The following is a 17,714-nucleotide window of genomic DNA, read 5'->3' as shown; positions in this document are numbered from 1 at the left end:
TGGCGAGGGGAACCCGAACGCCATGAAAGCAGTGACCTGGCACGGCAAGCGGGACGTCCGCGTCGACAACGTCCCGGACCCGAAGATCGAGAAGCCGACCGACGCCGTCGTCCGGGTGACCTCGACCGGCATCTGCGGCTCGGACCTGCACCTGTACGAGGTCCTCGGCCCGTTCATGACCGAGGGCGACATCCTCGGCCACGAGCCGATGGGGATCGTCGAGGAAGTGGGCAGCGCGGTGAGCTCGCTGAAACCCGGCGACCGCGTCGTGGTGCCGTTCAACATCTCCTGCGGCCATTGCTGGATGTGCGAGCGCGGGCTGCAGTCGCAGTGCGAAATCACCCAGGTGAAGGACCAGGAAAAGGGCGCGGCGCTGTTCGGCTACACGAAGCTCTACGGCCAGGTGCCGGGCGGGCAAGCCGAGTATCTGCGCGTCCCGCAGGCCCAGTACGGCCCGATCAAGGTGCCCGACGGCCCGCCGGACGAGCGGTTCGTCTACCTCTCCGACGTGGTCCCGACCGCGTGGCAGGCCGTCCAGTACGCCGACGTTCCCGACGGCGGTTCCGTCGTGGTCTTCGGCCTCGGCCCGATCGGCCAGATGTGCGCCCGCGTCGCGCGGCACCTGGGCGCGGGCGAGGTGATCGGGGTCGATCTGGTGCCGGAACGGCTGGCGCGGGCCCGCGCCCACGGGGCGACGACCCTGGACCTGCGCGACCACCGGCGGATCGGCGACGCGATCCGCGACCTCACCGGCGGCCGCGGCGCCGACTCGGTGATCGACGCGGTCGGGATGGAAGCGCACGGCGCGCCGATCGGGAAACTCGCGCACAACCTGGTCGCGCTGCTGCCGCAGACGATCGGCGCGAAGGTGACCGAGAAGGCCGGGATCGACCGGCTGAGCGTGCTGTACGCGGCGATCGACAGCGTCCGGCGCGGCGGCACGATCTCGCTGTCCGGGGTGTATGGCGGGATGGCCGACCCGATCCCGATGATGGAGCTGTTCGACAAGCAGATCCGGCTGCACACCGGGCAGGCGAACGTCCGCCGGTGGGTCGACGACGTCCTGCCGGTGTTGACCGCGGACGGCGATCCCCTCGGCGTCGAAGGCTTCGCGACCCACAGGCTCCCGCTGTCCGACGCGCCGCGGGCGTACGAGATGTTCCAGAAGAAGCTCGACGGGGTGCAGAAGATCCTGCTCGAACCGGCGGCGTAACGGCACGCGCAAAAGTGCCCGGGGCTTTACCGGCCCGGGCGCTTTTCCGTGCGCTGGGCAAGCCGTTCCCGCTGCGGGACCACGACGTACTTCGGGTCCTTTGTGGACTCGACACCCGCCGCGTACACCCCGAACCGCGTGCACAGCCCGGACGCCAGGTAAGCCGCCCCCGCGGCAATTCCCGCCGCGCGGTTCTTCCGGGCCGCCAACGACAACGTCGCACCCGCTGCGGTAAGCACCTTGGCCGCCTTCAGCAACCGCCCCGCTCGACCGGTCCGGTACGGCTCCGAAGCCAGCCCCAGCCCGGTCTCCAAGTGATGCTCCGCGGCCAATTCCGCGACAGCCCCCGCGAGCCCCGCCCGGATCACCGGCCCGTTTTCCTTCCGCGGCACCGAAATCAGCGCGATCCCGGCCCCGCTGGTCACCGCGCTGCCCGCGAACAGCACCGGCAGCGTCCCGTGCGCTTCGTGCCAGGACGGCGTCGCCGTGTCGGCCAGCAGCACCGCGGTGTATGTGCACATCGCCGGGCCCAGCACGCCCGCCCCTGCCCCGGCCAGCCGGCCGAGCCGCGGGAATCGCCCGGTCAGCGCGGACAAAGCCGCCCCCGCTGCGAGGCCGGAGAACGGCGACAGAATCCACGAACCCACCGACAGCGGCGAAGTCGGCTTGAGCACGCGCAGCATGTTCAGGAACCGCGTCGGCTTGCCGAGATCGTGGATCAACGCGACGACGCTGGCGATCGACCCGCCGGAGGCGGCCAGCCGGCCGACCTTCGCCAGCTCCGGCCGTCCGGTCGCGTCGGCGAGCGCGGCCATCGACGCCGAAGCACCGGCCGCGCCGCCGAGGAACAGATACAGCGGCACGTCCGGCTGTTTCCAGGCGGGTTCTTTGAGGATCGGCCTGCCGTAGTAGGAACGGAATTCGGCGGGCTCGACCATCGCCCGTTCGCGGCGCGGGCTCATCGGCGCCGTCCCAGGAACGACACGACGAGCGCGGCGGCCACCCCGGCGGCCGTGGTCGCGGCCCGCTTCCACATCTGGGACAAATCGCGGGTCGTCACGACGGGGTCCGGGGGAAAGCCGTAGACCTCGGGTTCGTCCAGCAGCAGGAAAAACGCGCCGTCGCCGCCCACCCCGTCGCCGGGATCGTGCCCGTAAAGCCGCGCTTCCGGCACGCCGTCCTCGTGCAGCGCCGACACCCGCGCGGCGGCGCGTTCGCGGAGTTCGTCCAGCTCGCCGAACTGGATGGAGTCGGTCGGACAGGCCTTGGCGCACGCGGGTTCCATCCCGGCGCCGAGCCGGTCATAGCACAGCGTGCACTTGAACGCCCGGCCGTCGCTTTCGCGTTTTTCGATGACCCCGTACGGACACGCCGGAACGCAGTAACCGCAGCCGTTGCAGATGTCCTGCTGCACCACGACCGTGTCGAATTCGGTGCGGAACAGCGCGCCGGTCGGGCAGACGTCGAGGCACGCCGCGTGCGTGCAGTGCTTGCAGACGTCGCTGGACATCAGCCAGCGCACGCCCGGCTCCTCCGGGTGCTGCTCCGGCGCGCCCACCGTCGGCATCCCGAGCTCCACCGCGGGTTTCTGCTGCTCGATGAAGGCGACGTGCCGCCAGGTGTTCGAGCCGAGATCGCCGGTGTTGTCATACGACAGGCCGAGCAGGTCCGGCGCGCCCTCGGCCTCCGGGACGCCGTTCCATTCCTTGCACGCGACCTCGCACGCCTTGCACCCGATGCACACCGACGTGTCGGTGAAAAAGCCCATCCGGGGCTGGGCGCCGTACTCAGCCATTGGCTCGCCTCCGGTACTCCGCCACGAACTCCAGCAGCTCCGGCCCGCGGGGCCGCCGTCCGGGGCGGATGTCGCAGGTGGCCGCTTTGGCCTCCTGGATGTGCACGTTCGGGTCCAGCACGATCGACAGCAGGTCGTTGGCCGCGTCGCCGCGGGACAGGCCGTTCGGGCCCCAGTGGTACGGCAGCCCGACCTGATGGACGGTGCGGCCGCGCACCTTGAGCGGTTTGACGCGGTCAGTCACCAGCACGCGGGCCTCGATCGCCGTCCGCGCCGAGACGATGGTGGCCCAGCCGAGATGCGCCAGCCCGCGTTCGGCGGCCAGCGCGGGCGAGACCTCGCAGAAGAACTCCGGCTGCAGCTCCGACAGGTACGGCAGCGTCCGGCTCATCCCGCCCGCGGTGTGGTGCTCGGTGAGGCGGTAGGTGGTGAACACGTACGGGTACACCTCGCTGCGCGCCGGGTTGTACTGGTTCACCGGGCTGTCCAACGTCTGGCGCACCGGCGACTCCTGCTGGCCGTACAGCGCGTTGGCGACCGGGCTCTCGAAGGGCTCATAGTGCGTGGGCAGCGGGCCGTCGGCCAGCCCGGCGGGGACGTAGAGCCAGGCTTTGCCGTCAGTCTGCATGATGAACGGATCGCGGCCGCTCAGCGCGTCCTGCGCCTTCGCCCCGTCCGGCGGGACGTGATCCGGAGGCTTGGCCGGTTCGAAGTCCGGAACGTCGGGGCCGGTCCACTTGGCCTGCTCGGCGTCCCAGTAGATCAGCTTTTTGCGTTCGCTCCACGGTTTCCCGTCCGGGTCCGCCGAGGCGCGGTTGTACAGGATCCGCCGGTTCGCCGGCCACGCCCAGGCCCAGCCCTTCGCGACCCAGTCCTGTTCGGAGCCGGGCTGCCGGTTCGCCGCGTGATTGTGCCCGTCGGCGCGGACACCGCAGTAGATCCAGCAGCCGCACGACGTCGAGCCGTCGTCCTTGAGCTGGGTGTAGGCCGAGAGCGGGCCGTCCGGGCCGTGGCCGTTGATCTCCGCGAGCACGGACTCCGCGCTCGGATCGTCCGTCGGCCCCTCGGTCGGATAGCTCCACGCCAGGTCACGCAGCGGGGCGTCGCGTTCGTCCGTGCCGATCCGCTCCCGGATCAGCCTGCCGAGGTGGTAGTAGAACCACAGGTCGCTGCGGGCGTCGCCGGGCGGTTCGACCGCTTTGTGGTGCCATTGCAGGAGGCGCTGGGTGTTGGTGAAGCTGCCGTCCTTTTCGGTGTGCGCGGCGGCGGGCAGGAAGAAGACTTCCGTGCCGATTTCCTCCGGCTTGAGTTCGCCGGTTTCGATCTCCGGGCCGTTCTTCCAGAACGTCGCGCTCTCGATCAGCTGCAGGTCGCGGACCACCAGCCAGTCGAGATTGGCGAGCCCGAGCCGCTGGAACTTCCCGTTGGCCGAGCCGACCGCCGGGTTCTCGCCGACCAGGAAGTACCCCTTGCACTCCCCCTCGATCTGCTTCTGCACCGTCGCGTACGTCCCGTGGTCGCCGGTCAGCCGAGGCAGGTAGTCGAAGCAGAAATCGTTGCGCGGCTGGGCGTTGTCGCCCCAGTACGCCTTGAGCAGGCTGACCGCGTACGAGCGCATGTTGCCCCAGAAGCCGGTCTTGCCCGCGTCGGATTCGACGAAACCGTCGAGGTCGAGGTGCTGGTGCGCGTGCGGCATCGGGATGTAGCCGGGCAGCAGGTTGAACAGCGTCGGGATGTCGGTCGAGCCCTGGATGCTGGCGTGCCCGCGCAGCGCCAGGATGCCGCCGCCCGGACGGCCGATGTTGCCCAGCAACGTCTGCAGGATCGAGGCGGTGCGGATGTACTGCGCGCCGACCGTGTGGTGCGTCCAGCCGACCGAGTACACCCACGCCGTGGTCCGGTCCCGGCCGGAGTTCGCGGTGATCGCCTCGGCGATTTCGGTGAACTGCTCGACCGGCAGGCCGCAGATGTCGGCGACCGCCTCGGGCGTGTAGCGGGAGAAATGCCGTTTGAGGACTTGGTAGACGCAGCGCGGATGCCGCAGCGTCTCGTCCCGCTTGGGCTTCGCGCCGATCGCCGCGCCGCCGCTGCCGTAGGACTCGGCGCGCGCGGAGCTCTGGTGCTTCTCGCCGCCGTGGTGCCCGCCGGTCTGCCCCGGGTCGCGAGTGCCGGCTGCCGGGCTCGCTTCCACGCCCTCGTACGCCCAGGTCGAGTTGTCGTACTGGCGCTTCTCCGGGTCGAAGCCGGAGAACAGGCCGTCGAGGTCCTCGGTGTCGGCGAATTCCTCGGTCAGGATCGCGGCGGCGTTCGTGTAGGCCACGACGTACTCGCGGAAGTCCAGTTCATGCTGCAGGACGTAGTTGATCAGGCCGCCGAGGAACGCGATGTCCGAACCCGCGCGCACCGAAGCGTGGACGTGCGCGACCGCGCTCGTACGGGTGAACCGCGGGTCGACGTGGATGATCTTCGCGCCGCGGGCCTTCGCCTCCATCACCCACTGGAACCCGACCGGATGGCATTCGGCCATGTTCGAGCCCTGGATGACGATGCAGTCGGCGTTGGCGAGGTCCTGCTGGAACGTCGTGGCGCCGCCACGACCGAAGGAGGTCCCCAGACCGGGAACCGTGGCGGAGTGTCAAATACGGGCCTGATTTTCGATCTGTATCGCGCCGAGCGCGGTGTACAGCTTCTTCATCAGGTAGTTCTCTTCGTTGTCCAGCGTCGCGCCGCCGAGGCTCGCGAAGCCGAGCGTGCGGTTGAGCTTGCGGCCCTGGTCGTCGACGTCCTGCCACGTTTCGGCACGTGTCTTGAGCACGCGGTCGGCGATCATGTCCATCGCCTGGTCGAGGGACAGCCGCTCCCAGTCGGTGCCGTACGGCCGGCGGTAGAGGACCTCGGTGACGCGGCTCGGGCTGGTCACGAGCTGCTTGCTGGCCGACCCTTTCGGGCACAGCCTGCCCCGGGAAATCGGCGAATCCGGGTCGCCCTCGATCTGGGTGACCGCGCCGTCCTTGACGTAGATCTTCTGCCCGCAGCCGACCGCGCAGTACGGGCAGATCGAGCGGACTACCTTGTCGGCGTCTTCGGTGCGGGCGTGCCAGCTCTCCGAACCACGCGATTTCGCCGCCGAGGCGCGCGCGGTGCGGTCGGGACCGGCCAGCTGCCGGTACACCGGCCAGCTCTCGATCCACTGCCGCATGCCCACGCTGTCACCGTAATCCGTTCTCCGCGCGCTCGCAGCGCGTCCGGCGGGTCCCGTCGCCGAGCGGTTCAGTGAGCCCGGCGGCGTCGAGGTGCTCCAGCAGCGGGATCATCACCCGGCGGGTGCTGTCCAATGCCTGCCGCGCCCGCGAGACGGTGAACGGTTCGCCGAGCGCGGCCAGCACTTCCGCCGCGCGCTGCGGCGCGTCCGGCCTCAGTACGACTCCGTCGGCGATCGCCCGCAACCGGCCCGCGCGGACCGCGGCGGCCAATTCCCGTTTGCCCAGCCCGAGTTTCCGCAGTTCGTCCGCTTCCGGCGCGCGGAACGGGTGCTCGGCGAACCGCGCTTCCAGGGTGCGGAGGGCGCTTTCCACCTCGGCGGTCAGTCCAGTGCCGGGCTTGCCGACGAGCCCGTCCTTGAGGACCAGCCCGCCGCCGAGGACCGCCGGGAGAAGGTCCGCGTCCGGCAAGCCGAGGCGTTGCCGGAGCGCCTCAGCCGGAATCCCCGCCGCCAGCGGATGTTCGCGGGTCCAGTCCGCGACCACTTTCGCGACCTCCGCCCGCAACCGGGCGAGGCGCGCCGGGTCGGCGTGCCAGCCGCCGAGCCGTTCGCCTGCCTCCGGCAGTCCCAGCGCGCGGAAGTCCTCGTGGCGCACGAAACCTTCGCGGCGAAGGTAGTCCCAGCCTGGTTCCGAGTCGGTCAGCTCTTCGCCCCGGGCTCGTGCGGCCCCGCGGCGCGCGAGCGACGGCGGCCGGACGTCCACCACGTCGAACCCGGCCGGAATGCGGTGCTCCCCCGGGTCGCGCAACAGCCCGCGGTCGCCCACCCGGAGTGGCAGCGGGTTCGCGAGCATCAGCCGCGCGGTGTCCGGACCGAGCGGGCGGACCCGGGTCGGCACCGCCGCAGATCCGATGTGCAGCACGAGGTTCCGATGCAGTTCGCCGGACGGGGCACCGCGCAACCGGACGTCGATTTCCGTCGCCGGACGCCACGCGCCCGGAGTCAGCAGCACGTCGCCCCGCCCGACGGAATCCTTGGGCACGCCGCGCACATTCACCGCCACCCGGGCTACCGCGGCCACGCTTTCGCGCGGTTCGCCCAGCGCCTGCAGGCCGCGGATCTGCACCCGGTTCGCGCCGAGCAGCAGCTCGTCGCCCGTTTTCAGCGTTCCGCCGCCCAGGGTCCCGGTGACGACGGTGCCCGCGCCCTTGATCGTGAACGCCCGGTCAATCCAGAGCCGGACGTCCGCTTCCAGCTCCGGTGGCGGCAACCGGCTGGCCAGCTTGGCCAGCTGAGCCTTGAGTTCCTCGAGCCCTTCGCCGGTCGTGCCGCTGACGCTGACCGCGGCCACCTCGCCGAGCGCCGTCGCCGAGATCTCCTTGAGCGCCCCGGCCGTCGCTCGTTCCGGGTCGGCGCGGTCGGCTTTGGTGACGGCGAGGAGTCCGTGCCGGACCCCGAAGGCGTCCAGCGCCGCCAGGTGCTCGGCCGATTGCGGCATCCACCCCTCGTCCGCGGCCACGACGAACAGGACCGCCGGGACGGGACCGACGCCCGCCAGCATGTTCGGCACGAACCGCTGATGCCCCGGGACGTCCACGAAGGCGAGTTCCTCGCCGCCCAGCCGGGTCCAGGCGAACCCGAGATCGAGGGTCAGGCCGCGGCGGCGTTCCTCGGCCCAGCGGTCCGGTTCCATGCCGGTGAGGCGGCGGATGAGCGTGGATTTCCCGTGGTCGACGTGCCCGGCGGTGGCGATCACCCGCATCGGCGGACCGCCTCGCGCACCGCCGCGTCGTCCGCCGGGGCCACCGTCCGCAGGTCGAGCAGGCACCGGTCCCGCACGATCCGGCCGACGACCGCGGGTTCGCCCGTCCGCAGCGCGTCGGCGTAGCGAGCGGGCAGCGCGACCGCCGCGCTGGGCAGTTCGACCCCCGGTGCGCCGCCTCCGCCCACGACGGCTGTCGAGTCCACCGCTTCGGCCTGCACACCAGCAGAACGAAGCGACCGGGCCAGAGCTTCGGCGCGCTCACGGAGGTCGCCGATTTTTGCCAGCAGCGCTGCCCGCACGGGTGGTTCCGGTCCGCGAAGGGTGGCTTCGAGCGCGGCGAGCGTCAGTTTGTCGACCCGCAGTGCCCGGGCCGCGGGATGCCGACGCAGCCGTTGCACCAATTCGGCATCCCCGAAAAGCAAGCCCGCTTGCGGACCGCCGAGAAGCTTGTCGCCGCTCGCGGTGACCAGGTTCGCGCCGTCGGCCAGTGCGGTCGTGACGTCCGGTTCGTCCGGCAGCAACGGGTGCGGCGCGAGCAGCCCGGATCCGACGTCGGAGACCACCGGCACCCCGAGCCCGGCCAGCTCGGCGACGCCCGCCTCCGAGGTGAACCCGGTGACCTGGTAGTTCGAGGGATGGATTTTGAGCACGAACCCGGTGTCCGGGCCGATGGCCGCCGCGTAATCCCCGGCGGACGTCCGGTTGGTGGTGCCGACCTCGCGCAGCCGGGCGCCGGTCGAGGCGAGCAGATCCGGGATGCGGAACCCGTCGCCGATTTCGACCAGTTCACCGCGGCTGACCACGATTTCCTTGCCGGGAGCCAAGGTCAGCGCGCACAGCAGCAGCGCGGCCGCGTTGTTGTTGACCACGTGCACCGCTTCCGCGCGCGGCACGGCCTCCGCCAGCGCGGCGAGAGTGCCGCGGCCGCGTTTCGCCCGTTCCCCGGTTTCGAGCGCGAACTCGACGTCGGTCGCCCCGCCCGCCGCGACGATCGCGTCCAGCGCGGCGGCCGACAGCGGCGCGCGGCCGAGGTTGGTGTGCACGAGAACGCCGGTCGCGTTGAGCACCGGCCGCAGGGACGACACCGTCGCAGGCAGCCGGGCGACCACCTCCGTGATGACCTCGCCAGGCTCGATCTCGCCCGCCCGGGCTCGCTGCTGTGCCGCGGCGACCAGCGACTTCACCAGGTCCCGGCCGAGCGTCTCGGCGGCTTTCGCGATCCTCGGCTCGCCGAGCACGGCGTCGGTGCGGGGGATGGCTCGGCGCGGGTCACCCATGGCGGAGGCGGACGGGAATCGAACCCGCCAGCGGCAGGACCTGCCGCTCAACGGTGTTGAAGACCGCGCCGGTCACCAGGCCGGATACGCCTCCCTGGGGCATTCCGCCATCCTGCCAAGACCGCCGCGCCCCCGCATGATGAACAGCATGAGCGTCCGGCTGACCCAGTACGCCCACGGCGGCGGCTGCGCGTGCAAAATCCCGCCCGACGAACTGGAAACCATCGTCCGCGGCCTGTCCGGCGCCGTGCCGGAAAACCCTCCCGGCGAACTCCTCGTCGGCCTCGACGACGGCGACGACGCGGCCGCCGTGCGGATCGCGGGGAACGTCGCGCTGATCGCGACGACCGACTTCTTCACCCCGGTCGTCGACGACCCGTACGACTGGGGCCGGATCGCCGCCGCGAACGCGCTGTCGGACGTCTACGCGATGGGCGGCGTTCCGGTGGTCGCGGTCAATCTGCTCGGCTGGCCGCGCGACGTGCTGCCATTCGACCTGGCCGCGGAAGTGCTGCGCGGCGGCCTGGCCGTCTGCGCGGAAGCCGGCTGCCATCTGTCCGGCGGGCACAGCGTCGACGACCCGGAACCCAAGTACGGTCTCGCCGTCACCGGCACCGCGGACCCGGAACGCTTGCTGCGCAACGATTCGGGCAAGCCGGGCACCCCGCTGACGCTGACCAAGCCGCTGGGGATCGGTGTGCTGAACTCGAGGCACAAAGCCACCGGCGAACGCTTCCCGCAGGCGATCGCCGCGATGACCACGCTCAATCGCGCCGCCTCCGCCGCCGCCCTGGAAGCGAGTGCGGTCTGCGCGACCGACGTCACCGGGTTCGGGCTGCTCGGCCACCTGCACAAACTGGCCCGGGCGAGCGGCGTCACCGCACGGCTCGACCCGGCGGCCGTCCCGTATCTCGAGGGCGCTCGGGAAGCACTGCGCGAGGGCTACGTCAGCGGCGGGACCCGCCGCAACCTCGACTGGGTCCGGCCGCACGCCGAGCTGTCCCGGATCTCCGAGGACGAGGCCCTGCTGCTGGCCGACGCGCAGACCTCCGGCGGGCTGCTGGTGGCGGGGGAATTGCCGGGACATCCGGTGATCGGCGAGCTGGTGCCGCGCGGTGAGCACACCATCGTCGCCGGCTGAGCGCTTCGCTGCCGGAAAGGTCCGTGAGGGGACCCCCACGGACTCTGATTCCCTCAGGGTTCCCCTCACGGACCTCTCACGGCCAGGGCGTCCGCCGCGGATTGGCCAGTGTCCGAAGTGGGTAGCCCCTCCCCCGAGGTGAGGACATGCGCGCTGCGACCGAAATCCTGCTGTGGTGGCTTGCCCTGACCGGGCTGTGGACCCTCACGCTGTCCACCCCGTCGGCTCCGGAACTGCTCGCCGGCGCCGCCGCCGCGCTGGTCTGCGCGATCGCCGCCCGCTCCGCGCGCCGGGCGATGCACGGTTCGTGGAAGTTCAACCCCCGCTGGCTGACCTGGCTGACCCCGCTCCCCAAAGCCGCTCTCACCGAGTCCGCAGCCGCCTTGCGCACCGCCTTCTCGCGGCCCGAAGCCGGAAAATGCGAGAAAGTCACGGTCCCCACCGCACCGCGCGCGGAACACGAAGCGCGACTCGCCGTCGCGACCGTGCTCGTCGGCTGCACGCCGGGCGCGATGGTCGTCGCGAGCCCGCCGGACGACACGAACGTCGTCGTCCATCGCCTGCTCCCCGGCTCCCCCACTCTCGATCGGGTGACGCGATGACGTGGCTGCTGCTCGCCGCACTGCTCCTGATGGCAGGCGGTCTCGGTACCGCACTGTGGCTGGCGGCTCGGGGCACTGCGATCGAACGTCTGGCCGGAATGCAGTTCGCCGGAACCGTCACGATCCTGACGCTCCTGCTGCTCGTCCAGGCGTACGGCCCGTCCAGCGCGATCATCCTGCCCCTGACGCTGACCGTCCTCGCCTTCGCCGGGACGCTCGTCTTCGCACGCCTCCTGGGGACCCGATGACGGTCGCCGCCCAGATTCTCGTCTTCGCCGGGGTGTTCGTCATCCTCGCGTCCGCGGCAGGTCTGCTGCGCGCGAAGGATCTGCTGACCCGCCTGCATCTGCTCACCCCGGCGACCACGCTCGGCGCGCCGCTCATCGGCGTCGGGCTCGTCCTGGTCAACGGCGTCCAGCTCAGCTCGGGCGCGATCCTCGCGACGGTCGTGCTGCTGGCGGTCACCAGCCCGATCCTGCAATCGGCCACCGCCCGGCTCGAAGCCCGCCACCGCGGCGAGATCGACGAGGATCTCCCCTTATGACAGCCGCCGTGCTGCTCGTCGCACTCGCACTGGTCGCGGTGGCCGGATTCGCCGTGGTCGCGACGCACGACCCGAGGCGGCAAGCGATCACGCTCACCGTGTATTCCCTGTGCCTGACAGTGCTTTTCGTCGTATTCCAAGCCCCGGACGTCGCGCTGTCCGAACTCGCCGTCGGCGCGGCGATCGTCCCGCTCCTGGTCCTGCTGACGCTGCGGAAGACAGGCAAGCGATGAGGACCCGCGACGTCGTCGGAGCCGCTGGGCTGGCCGGAGTCGCCGCGCTGTTCATCGCGGCGTTCACCCGGATGCCCGCCGCCGGGACCGCCAGCCACGTCTACCGGGACCTGGTGCTGCCCCTGGGGTTCCGGGAGGTCACTCCGAACCTGGTGTCGTCGGTCAACTTCGACCTCCGCGCGCTCGACACCCTCGGCGAGGAAACGATCGTCGCCGCCGCGGTCGTCGGCACGCTCGCACTGCTGCAGCCGCCCGAAAAAGAACCGAAAACGGACGGGACCGGCTACGTCCTGCCCGCCGTGAAGCTCGCTGGATTCCTGCTACTGCCGGTTTCGGTGCTGCTGGGCCTCGACATCGTCGTGCACGGGCACCTGACGCCCGGCGGCGGCTTCCAGGGCGGCGTCGTCCTCGCGACCGGCTGGCACCTGCTCTACCTCTCCGGCAGCTACGGCGCGCTGGCCCGGCTGCGCCCGATCGACTGGTGCGAATACGCCGAAGCGGCGGCGACCGGCCTGTACGTCGTGACCGGTCTGCTGGGACTCGCCGTCGGCGGTTCCTTCCTCGCGAACGTGCTGCCGCTGGGCGAATTCGGCTCGCTGCTGTCCGCCGGAACCGTCCCGGTGCTGAGCGTGCTGATCGGCATCGAGGTCGCCGCCGGGTTCGTCGTCCTGCTGTCGCGGTTCTTCGTGCACGGGCTCAAGGAGGACAAGTGACGGGCGTGGTGTCGGCGGCTTGCTACGGGGTGGCGGCGTGGCTGTTGCTGCTCGGCTGCGCCGGAATCATGCGCAGCCGGCACCTCGTGCACACCGTGGTGTCGCTGTCGGTCGCCCAATCGGGCACGTACGTGCTGCTGCTCGCGATCGGCTACCAGGACCAGGCGGGCGCGCCGATCGTGGCGCAAGGGCAGGCGCAGCCGGTGGTGGACCCGATGGTGCAGGCCATGACGCTCACCGACATCGTCGTCTCGGCGACCATCACCGCGCTCCTGCTCGCCCTGACGCTGCAGATCTCGCGCCGGCACGGCACGGTGGACCCCGACGAACTGCGGGCGCTGCGCGGCTGACCATGACGACTCTGCCCGCCCTCGCCATCGCCGTCCCGCTGCTCGCCGCCTGCCTGCTGCTCGGTCTCGGCGGCAAACTTCCCCGCCTCGCGGTCGACGTCACAGCTACGGCGACCGCGGCGGCGGTGTGCGTGCTGTGCCTGGTCCTGCTGACCTCCGCCCACCACGAGCGGGTGGTCAGCTGGCTCGGCAGGCAGGGACCGGAAGGCACCCGCTCGGTCGGCATCGTGCTCGTCGCGGACGGGCTCAACACGACGTTCGCCGCGCTGGCCGCGTTCCTGATGGTGTGTGCGCTGCTGTACAGCTGGCATTACTTCGAGGCTGTCGAAGCCCGCTACCACGCGATGATGCTGCTCTTCCTGACCGGCATGGTCGGCTTCCTCTTCACCGGCGACCTGTTCACGCTGTTCGTGTTCTTCGAGCTGATGAGCGGGGTCGCCTACGCCCTGACCGGGTACCGGATCGAGGAAGCGGACTCGGTGCAGGGCGCGCTGAACTTCGGCGTGGTGAACTCCCTCGGCGCGTACTTCACGCTGATGGGCATCGGCCTGCTCTACGCCCGCAGCGGCCAGCTCGGCCTCGCCCAGCTGGGCGTCGCGCTGGACGGCCGTCCGGCGGACGCTCTCGTCATCGCCGCGTTCGTGCTGGTGTGCACCGGATTGCTGGTCAAAGCCGCGAGCGTGCCGTTCCACTTCTGGCTCGCCGACGCGCACGCCGTCGCTCCGACGCCGGTGTGCGTGCTGTTCTCCGGCGTCATGGTCGAACTCGGCCTCTACGGCGTGCTCCGCGTCCGCACCACCGTGTTCGGAACCGTGCTCGACGACGCCACCGTCAGCCGGATCTTTCTCACCGCCGGCATCGCCAGCGCGGTGCTCGGCGCCGTGCTGTGCTTCACCCAGCGGCATCTCAAACGTTTGCTGGCCTACTCGACGATCGCCCACATTGGACTGTTCCTTTGCGGACTCGCCGCCACCGGAGGCGAAGCGACAGCCGCGTTCGTGCTCTCGGTGCTCGGGCACGCCGGAGCGAAAGGCGCGCTGTTCCTGCTGACCGGGGTGCTGAAAAACCGCTACGGCAGCGTCGACGAGGACGATCTCTTCGGTCGCGCAACGCATTCCCGGACGGAAGCGGCGTTGTTCCTGATCGCCGCGGCCGCGCTCGCCGGGCTGCCGCCGTTCGGCCTCGCCCTGGGCAAAGACGCCGCCGAACACGCGGGCCCGGAGTGGCTGATGGCCGTCTTCGCGGTGGTTTCCGCGCTGACCGCGGCGGCAGTGCTGCGCGCCGGGCTGCGGGTCTACTTCGGACTCGGCAGGCCGCCCTCCGACGATTCCGCGGATACGACGTCGGGCTCTGGCGAGGAACCCGAGACCGGCCAGCCGATCAAACGCACGCCGACACCGATGCTCGCGGCCATCGTGGTCCTGCTCGCTTTCGCGCTGGCCGCCGGGGTCGTGCCGTGGCTGCGCGACGTCGCCGCGGCGGCCGGGGCGCAGGCGGTCGACCGCGCGGGCTACCTGCACGATGTCCTGCCGACGCTGCCCGCGTCCCTCCCCACGGCGGCGCCCGAACTGTCCTGGACCGGACCCGGCCTGCTGTCCGCGGCTGCGACCGTCGTCCTCGCCCTCGGCGCGACGGCCTTCGCGCTGTGGTCGCGGCACCGGACCCCGAAACCGGTGCACGAGGCCCTCACCGTCCTGCATCGCGCACACTCCGGACAGGTCGGCGACTACGTGGCCTGGCTGCTCGCGGGCGTCGCCGTCCTCGCCGGGCTGACCTGGCTCTGACCTCTGCTCTGGCCTCTGTGGGTTTACCCGCCGGGCAACCGGGCAACCCGCAGGGCGGCCCGTGAACCCGAGCGTGAGGAGTCGCCGTGTCCGCCCGCACCGCAGACGGCCCGAAACTGCTGCCCGAGACCGAAGAGCTGGCCACCGGCAAGAACTTCGCCGCGGTCACCACCGTGCTGCCGAGCGGACGGCTGCAGACGCAGATGATCTGGGTGCACGTCGAGAACGGCAGGATCGTGCTCAACACCGAGACCCACCGGGTGAAGTACCGCAACGTCGTCCGCGACGACCGGATCACCGTCCTGATCCGCGACGAGCAGGATCCCTACCGCTACGCGGAGGTCCGCGGCCATGTGACCGGCGTCGAGACCGGCGAACGCGCGCGGCTGCAGGTCGACGAACTCGCCCGCAAATACACCGGCGGGGATTATCCGCCCGAAGCGATCAAATCCGAACGCGTCATCCTGCAGGTGACGCCGGAGCGGCAGACGTTCATCGACCAGAAGAAGGGCGTCGCCGACTGAGGTCCCGGCTACCGGCGGGCATACGAGGGAAACGTGCTGCCCGCCGAACCGTGCATGCGCACGGAGGCTTCACCAAATTGCGCCCTGAGGCGACCCGCCTGGCCGCCCCAGCCGTCGGTTGCCCCGCTGACCTCACGAATGCGGGTCGATGTCCTCCCCGAGCAGCCGGTGCACCGCCTCTACGTTCTCGTAGCGCTGCTCGGGCAGCTTGCCGAGATGGCCGATCACGTCGTCGCCCGCGCCTTTCGCGGCCGCCCGGCGGAGGAGTTCGCCGCGCTCGCACGGGTATTCGACTTCCGTCAGGTATTCACGGACGTCAGACATGGCGCTCCCTTCCTCGGGTTCCTCCCCCGCATACCCGCCCAGCCGCCGTTCAATGCGGGTTACGCTCGACTGGTGAACGACTCCCCCGAGCCCTCCCCGGCCAAGATCGGGAACGTCCTGCACCCGGTCGCCGACGTCGCCTCCGCCGTCCGGTTCTACGCCGCGGTCTTCGGCTTGCCCGAGAAATTCGTCGACGGAGACCGGTACGCCGCCCTCGACGCGGGCGGAACGACCCTCGCCCTCGCCGGTCCGGAGGAAGACGTCACCGACGGCGTCCCGGCCGCGTCGTTCAAGGTGCCCGACGTGGCCGCCGCACTGGACGCGCTGGTTGCTGGCGGCGGAACCATTGTGCGGCAACCGGAACAGGGACCGCACGAGATTCGAGCGGTGGCGCGGGATCCTTGGGGCAATACTGTGGTGGTTTACGGACCTCAGTAACCTCGTGATCGGCCTCAGGGAAACGAATCACACTTACCCCGGCGTGCGGGCTGAATCGGAAAACAGCGCCATTTCCGTCCCACTGCCGACGCACTAGCCCGGCGGACGGGAAACCTTTATCTGCCCGGCGTCGCACCACACGAAACGCGACCGGACGGGCACAGCCCGCATACCTCGAGGCGATCCGGCCCGGACCGGAAACCATCCGGGCCCGCTCCTCGCGGCGCGGCCGTTCTCCGGTGCGGCCCGCCGCACATTGTCTCCGGCGACCAGCCACAGTGGACTCCTGTTATGGTCTGCGGTGACCACGTCCCGTTTCCAGGAGGAGCCGCCGCGATGGCACAGAAAGTCCTCGTCGAGATGATCGACGACCTCGACGGATCCGAAGCCGGGCAGACTGTCCCCTTCGGACTCGACGGCGTCCAGTACGAAATCGACCTGTCCGACGAAAACGCCGCCGCCCTGCGCGAGGAACTGGCGACCTTCATCGCCGCCGCCCGCCGGACCGGCGGCCGCAAGACGACGGTGCGCGCCACCGCCGCGCCGACCGCCGAGGAACGCGAACGCTCCAAGGCGATCCGCACCTGGGCCCTGGACAACAACTGGGCCATCGCCGAACGCGGCCGCATCCCGCGCGAGGTGATCGCCGCCTACGAGGAAAGCCAGAAGCCGGAGCCGAAACCCCGCAAGCGCACCGCGAAAAAGCGCGCCGCGAAATAGACTCCCGGCCCTGGTTGATCATTTCGGGAATACCGGCTTCCTCTCCGGTGAAGTTTCGGCGGCGCCAGGTTTCCACCCCGCCGAGGTTCAAGGTCGTTGACTTTCAGCGTCGGCGGGGTTTCGGCTCCACCGGGGTTTCTCCGCCGATTGGCGGATACATCGCACTACGGCAACCTGGCCCCGGCCGCGTGCTCCTCGTCCGTTTGGCACGGCCGAGCGGGTGCCGTCTTCGTCCCTGACGCCGTCGGGCATAGTCGTCACGCCTTGGCCTCCCGCGTGCGGATGGCCTGGCCCGTGTGGTCGACGACCTCGCGCCAGGTTGCGCGCGACGACGGCTGCGCCTTCTTGACCGTGACTTCCCCCGGTTCTCCTGGGATCATCTCGCGAGGCAGCCGGGCCACCAGCCGGGAAAACCCGCTAGAGTGACCCGAAAACTTCCTCCAGGGGGCGGCGATGGAATTCCAGGAAGTCGTGCGGCGCAGGCGCATGGTGCGCAAATTCACCGACGAACCGGTGTCCGAGGACAGCATCCGCCGGATCATGCACAACGCGCTGCGCGGGCCGTCGGCGGGATTTTCGCAGGGCCAAGCGTTCCTGGTGCTGCAGGGCGACGACGTCCGGCGGTTCGCCGACACTCTCAGCTCGTGGACGCTGGACGACTCCCTCAAGGCCGCGCCGGTGATCGTGATCCCGTTTTCGGTGAAGGACGTCTACCTCGACCGCTACGCCCAGCCGGACAAGGGCTGGACCGACCGCAGCGAAGACCACTGGCCGGTGCCGTTCTGGTACATCGACACCGGGATGGCGGTCCTGCTGATCCTGCAGACCGTGGTCGACGAAGGGCTCGGCGCGGTGTATTTCGGCATCGGCCGGGAGGATTTCGCGAATCTGCGCGCCGAATTCGGAGTGCCCGACAGCCACGAGCCGATCGGCGCGATCGCCATCGGCCACGACGCCGACACCAAGGTCTCCGCCGGCGCTTCCCCGGCTACGCGGCGGAGAAAGCCGGAGAGCGAGACTGTCCATTACGGACAGTGGTAGGCCGCCGAGCCACGCTGCGCCGGATCCGCCGAGCCAACTGCGACCGCC

20 protein-coding genes and 1 tRNA gene are annotated in these 17,714 nt (G+C 70.4%); 13 read left to right on the top strand and 8 right to left on the bottom strand.

Annotated elements, in window-relative coordinates; genetic code table 11:
* Positions 1-22 precede the first annotated feature (22 nt).
* Complete coding sequence (locus tag ACZ63D_RS40010; RefSeq protein ID WP_465359542.1) at positions 23-1,213, top strand: zinc-dependent alcohol dehydrogenase; 1,191 nt, start codon at positions 23-25, stop codon at positions 1,211-1,213.
* 26 nt (positions 1,214-1,239) lie between these two features.
* Here the strand turns inward: ACZ63D_RS40010 and nrfD are convergent, their stop codons facing one another.
* The 6 genes from nrfD to ACZ63D_RS39980 form a co-directional block, all read right to left on the bottom strand.
* The gene (gene nrfD, locus ACZ63D_RS40005; RefSeq protein WP_465359541.1) at positions 1,240-2,175 is read right to left on the bottom strand and encodes an NrfD/PsrC family molybdoenzyme membrane anchor subunit; all 936 of its coding nucleotides are present in this window, start codon (positions 2,173-2,175) and stop codon (positions 1,240-1,242) included.
* Entirely contained in the window at positions 2,172-3,008 is an 837-nt protein-coding gene (locus tag ACZ63D_RS40000; RefSeq protein WP_465359540.1) for a 4Fe-4S dicluster domain-containing protein, read from the bottom strand. The genes nrfD and ACZ63D_RS40000 overlap by 4 nt, the downstream gene beginning before the upstream one ends.
* Positions 3,001-6,213 (bottom strand): formate dehydrogenase, encoded by a 3,213-nt coding sequence (fdh, locus tag ACZ63D_RS39995; RefSeq protein WP_465359539.1) that lies wholly within the window; start codon positions 6,211-6,213, stop codon positions 3,001-3,003. Before fdh ends, ACZ63D_RS40000 begins: the two co-directional genes overlap by 8 nt.
* Positions 6,214-6,217: 4 nt before the next feature.
* Positions 6,218-7,972 carry a selenocysteine-specific translation elongation factor gene (gene selB / locus ACZ63D_RS39990; protein ID WP_465359538.1) on the bottom strand — a complete coding sequence of 585 codons (1,755 nt, stop codon included), beginning with the start codon at positions 7,970-7,972 and terminating at the stop codon, positions 6,218-6,220.
* The gene (gene selA / locus ACZ63D_RS39985; protein ID WP_465359537.1) at positions 7,963-9,252 is read right to left on the bottom strand and encodes an L-seryl-tRNA(Sec) selenium transferase; all 1,290 of its coding nucleotides are present in this window, start codon (positions 9,250-9,252) and stop codon (positions 7,963-7,965) included. Before selA ends, selB begins: the two co-directional genes overlap by 10 nt.
* Positions 9,252-9,346 (bottom strand) — tRNA-Sec (locus tag ACZ63D_RS39980). Before ACZ63D_RS39980 ends, selA begins: the two co-directional genes overlap by 1 nt.
* A 54-nt stretch (positions 9,347-9,400) precedes the next feature.
* Here ACZ63D_RS39980 and selD point away from each other — a divergent pair.
* The 9 genes from selD to ACZ63D_RS39935 all read left to right on the top strand — a co-directional run bounded on the left by selD (position 9,401) and on the right by ACZ63D_RS39935 (position 15,143).
* Entirely contained in the window at positions 9,401-10,393 is a 993-nt protein-coding gene (selD, locus tag ACZ63D_RS39975) for a selenide, water dikinase SelD (protein WP_465359536.1), read from the top strand.
* Between the two features lie 146 nt (positions 10,394-10,539).
* Entirely contained in the window at positions 10,540-10,995 is a 456-nt protein-coding gene (locus tag ACZ63D_RS39970; protein ID WP_465359535.1) for a Na+/H+ antiporter subunit E, read from the top strand.
* Complete coding sequence (locus ACZ63D_RS39965; protein ID WP_465359534.1) at positions 10,992-11,243, top strand: monovalent cation/H+ antiporter complex subunit F; 252 nt, start codon at positions 10,992-10,994, stop codon at positions 11,241-11,243. The genes ACZ63D_RS39970 and ACZ63D_RS39965 overlap by 4 nt, the downstream gene beginning before the upstream one ends.
* Positions 11,240-11,539 (top strand): cation:proton antiporter, encoded by a 300-nt coding sequence (locus tag ACZ63D_RS39960; RefSeq protein WP_465359533.1) that lies wholly within the window; start codon positions 11,240-11,242, stop codon positions 11,537-11,539. Before ACZ63D_RS39965 ends, ACZ63D_RS39960 begins: the two co-directional genes overlap by 4 nt.
* Entirely contained in the window at positions 11,536-11,772 is a 237-nt protein-coding gene (locus ACZ63D_RS39955; RefSeq protein ID WP_465359532.1) for a Na(+)/H(+) antiporter subunit B, read from the top strand. The genes ACZ63D_RS39960 and ACZ63D_RS39955 overlap by 4 nt, the downstream gene beginning before the upstream one ends.
* The gene (locus ACZ63D_RS39950; protein ID WP_465359531.1) at positions 11,769-12,485 is read left to right on the top strand and encodes an MnhB domain-containing protein; all 717 of its coding nucleotides are present in this window, start codon (positions 11,769-11,771) and stop codon (positions 12,483-12,485) included. The genes ACZ63D_RS39955 and ACZ63D_RS39950 overlap by 4 nt, the downstream gene beginning before the upstream one ends.
* Positions 12,482-12,835, top strand: coding sequence for an NADH-quinone oxidoreductase subunit K (locus tag ACZ63D_RS39945; RefSeq protein WP_465359530.1), 354 nt, complete (start codon positions 12,482-12,484; stop codon positions 12,833-12,835). The genes ACZ63D_RS39950 and ACZ63D_RS39945 overlap by 4 nt, the downstream gene beginning before the upstream one ends.
* A 2-nt stretch (positions 12,836-12,837) precedes the next feature.
* On the top strand, positions 12,838-14,619 hold the full coding sequence (locus ACZ63D_RS39940; RefSeq protein WP_465359529.1) for a complex I subunit 5 family protein: 1,782 nt from the start codon (positions 12,838-12,840) through the stop codon (positions 14,617-14,619).
* An 86-nt stretch (positions 14,620-14,705) separates the two neighbouring features.
* Positions 14,706-15,143: a TIGR03618 family F420-dependent PPOX class oxidoreductase gene (locus ACZ63D_RS39935; RefSeq protein ID WP_465359528.1), complete on the top strand. Its 438-nt coding sequence runs from the start codon at positions 14,706-14,708 to the stop codon at positions 15,141-15,143.
* 132 nt (positions 15,144-15,275) lie between these two features.
* On the opposite strand, the gene ACZ63D_RS39930 is transcribed toward ACZ63D_RS39935, so the two are convergent.
* Complete coding sequence (locus ACZ63D_RS39930) at positions 15,276-15,467, bottom strand: DUF2795 domain-containing protein (protein ID WP_465359527.1); 192 nt, start codon at positions 15,465-15,467, stop codon at positions 15,276-15,278.
* A 72-nt stretch (positions 15,468-15,539) separates the two neighbouring features.
* On the opposite strand from ACZ63D_RS39930, the gene ACZ63D_RS39925 reads away from it, so the two are divergent.
* Positions 15,540-15,905 (top strand): VOC family protein, encoded by a 366-nt coding sequence (locus ACZ63D_RS39925; RefSeq protein WP_465359526.1) that lies wholly within the window; start codon positions 15,540-15,542, stop codon positions 15,903-15,905.
* Between the two features lie 336 nt (positions 15,906-16,241).
* On the top strand, positions 16,242-16,625 hold the full coding sequence (locus ACZ63D_RS39920; protein WP_465359525.1) for a histone-like nucleoid-structuring protein Lsr2: 384 nt from the start codon (positions 16,242-16,244) through the stop codon (positions 16,623-16,625).
* A 257-nt stretch (positions 16,626-16,882) separates the two neighbouring features.
* Here the strand turns inward: ACZ63D_RS39920 and ACZ63D_RS39915 are convergent, their stop codons facing one another.
* Positions 16,883-17,005 carry a hypothetical protein gene (locus ACZ63D_RS39915; protein ID WP_465359524.1) on the bottom strand — a complete coding sequence of 41 codons (123 nt, stop codon included), beginning with the start codon at positions 17,003-17,005 and terminating at the stop codon, positions 16,883-16,885.
* A 73-nt stretch (positions 17,006-17,078) separates the two neighbouring features.
* Between ACZ63D_RS39915 and ACZ63D_RS39910 the strand changes: the two genes are divergently transcribed.
* Positions 17,079-17,666, top strand: a complete 588-nt coding sequence (locus ACZ63D_RS39910) for a nitroreductase family protein (RefSeq protein WP_465359523.1) — start codon at positions 17,079-17,081, stop codon at positions 17,664-17,666.
* The last annotated feature ends 48 nt before the right edge of the window (positions 17,667-17,714 follow it).

The organism is Amycolatopsis sp. NPDC104775 (assembly GCF_055583325.1).
The sequence above is the reverse complement of the archived record's forward strand: the minus strand, read 5'-3'. Positions and strand labels throughout refer to the sequence as shown.

What these genes read in the sequence shown, in the direction of transcription:
- ACZ63D_RS40010 (WP_465359542.1), top strand. Translation starts at nt 23, where the DNA reads ATGAAAGCAGTGACCTGGCACGGCAAGCGGGACGTCCGCGTCGACAAC.
- nrfD (WP_465359541.1), bottom strand. Translation starts at nt 2,175, where the DNA reads ATGAGCCCGCGCCGCGAACGGGCGATGGTCGAGCCCGCCGAATTCCGT.
- ACZ63D_RS40000 (WP_465359540.1), bottom strand. Translation starts at nt 3,008, where the DNA reads ATGGCTGAGTACGGCGCCCAGCCCCGGATGGGCTTTTTCACCGACACG.
- selB (WP_465359538.1), bottom strand. Translation starts at nt 7,972, where the DNA reads ATGCGGGTGATCGCCACCGCCGGGCACGTCGACCACGGGAAATCCACG.
- selA (WP_465359537.1), bottom strand. Translation starts at nt 9,252, where the DNA reads ATGGGTGACCCGCGCCGAGCCATCCCCCGCACCGACGCCGTGCTCGGC.
- selD (WP_465359536.1), top strand. Translation starts at nt 9,401, where the DNA reads ATGAGCGTCCGGCTGACCCAGTACGCCCACGGCGGCGGCTGCGCGTGC.
- ACZ63D_RS39970 (WP_465359535.1), top strand. Translation starts at nt 10,540, where the DNA reads ATGCGCGCTGCGACCGAAATCCTGCTGTGGTGGCTTGCCCTGACCGGG.
- ACZ63D_RS39965 (WP_465359534.1), top strand. Translation starts at nt 10,992, where the DNA reads ATGACGTGGCTGCTGCTCGCCGCACTGCTCCTGATGGCAGGCGGTCTC.
- ACZ63D_RS39960 (WP_465359533.1), top strand. Translation starts at nt 11,240, where the DNA reads ATGACGGTCGCCGCCCAGATTCTCGTCTTCGCCGGGGTGTTCGTCATC.
- ACZ63D_RS39955 (WP_465359532.1), top strand. Translation starts at nt 11,536, where the DNA reads ATGACAGCCGCCGTGCTGCTCGTCGCACTCGCACTGGTCGCGGTGGCC.
- ACZ63D_RS39950 (WP_465359531.1), top strand. Translation starts at nt 11,769, where the DNA reads ATGAGGACCCGCGACGTCGTCGGAGCCGCTGGGCTGGCCGGAGTCGCC.
- ACZ63D_RS39940 (WP_465359529.1), top strand. Translation starts at nt 12,838, where the DNA reads ATGACGACTCTGCCCGCCCTCGCCATCGCCGTCCCGCTGCTCGCCGCC.
- ACZ63D_RS39930 (WP_465359527.1), bottom strand. Translation starts at nt 15,467, where the DNA reads ATGTCTGACGTCCGTGAATACCTGACGGAAGTCGAATACCCGTGCGAG.
- ACZ63D_RS39920 (WP_465359525.1), top strand. Translation starts at nt 16,242, where the DNA reads ATGGCACAGAAAGTCCTCGTCGAGATGATCGACGACCTCGACGGATCC.
- ACZ63D_RS39915 (WP_465359524.1), bottom strand. Translation starts at nt 17,005, where the DNA reads ATGATCCCAGGAGAACCGGGGGAAGTCACGGTCAAGAAGGCGCAGCCG.
- ACZ63D_RS39910 (WP_465359523.1), top strand. Translation starts at nt 17,079, where the DNA reads ATGGAATTCCAGGAAGTCGTGCGGCGCAGGCGCATGGTGCGCAAATTC.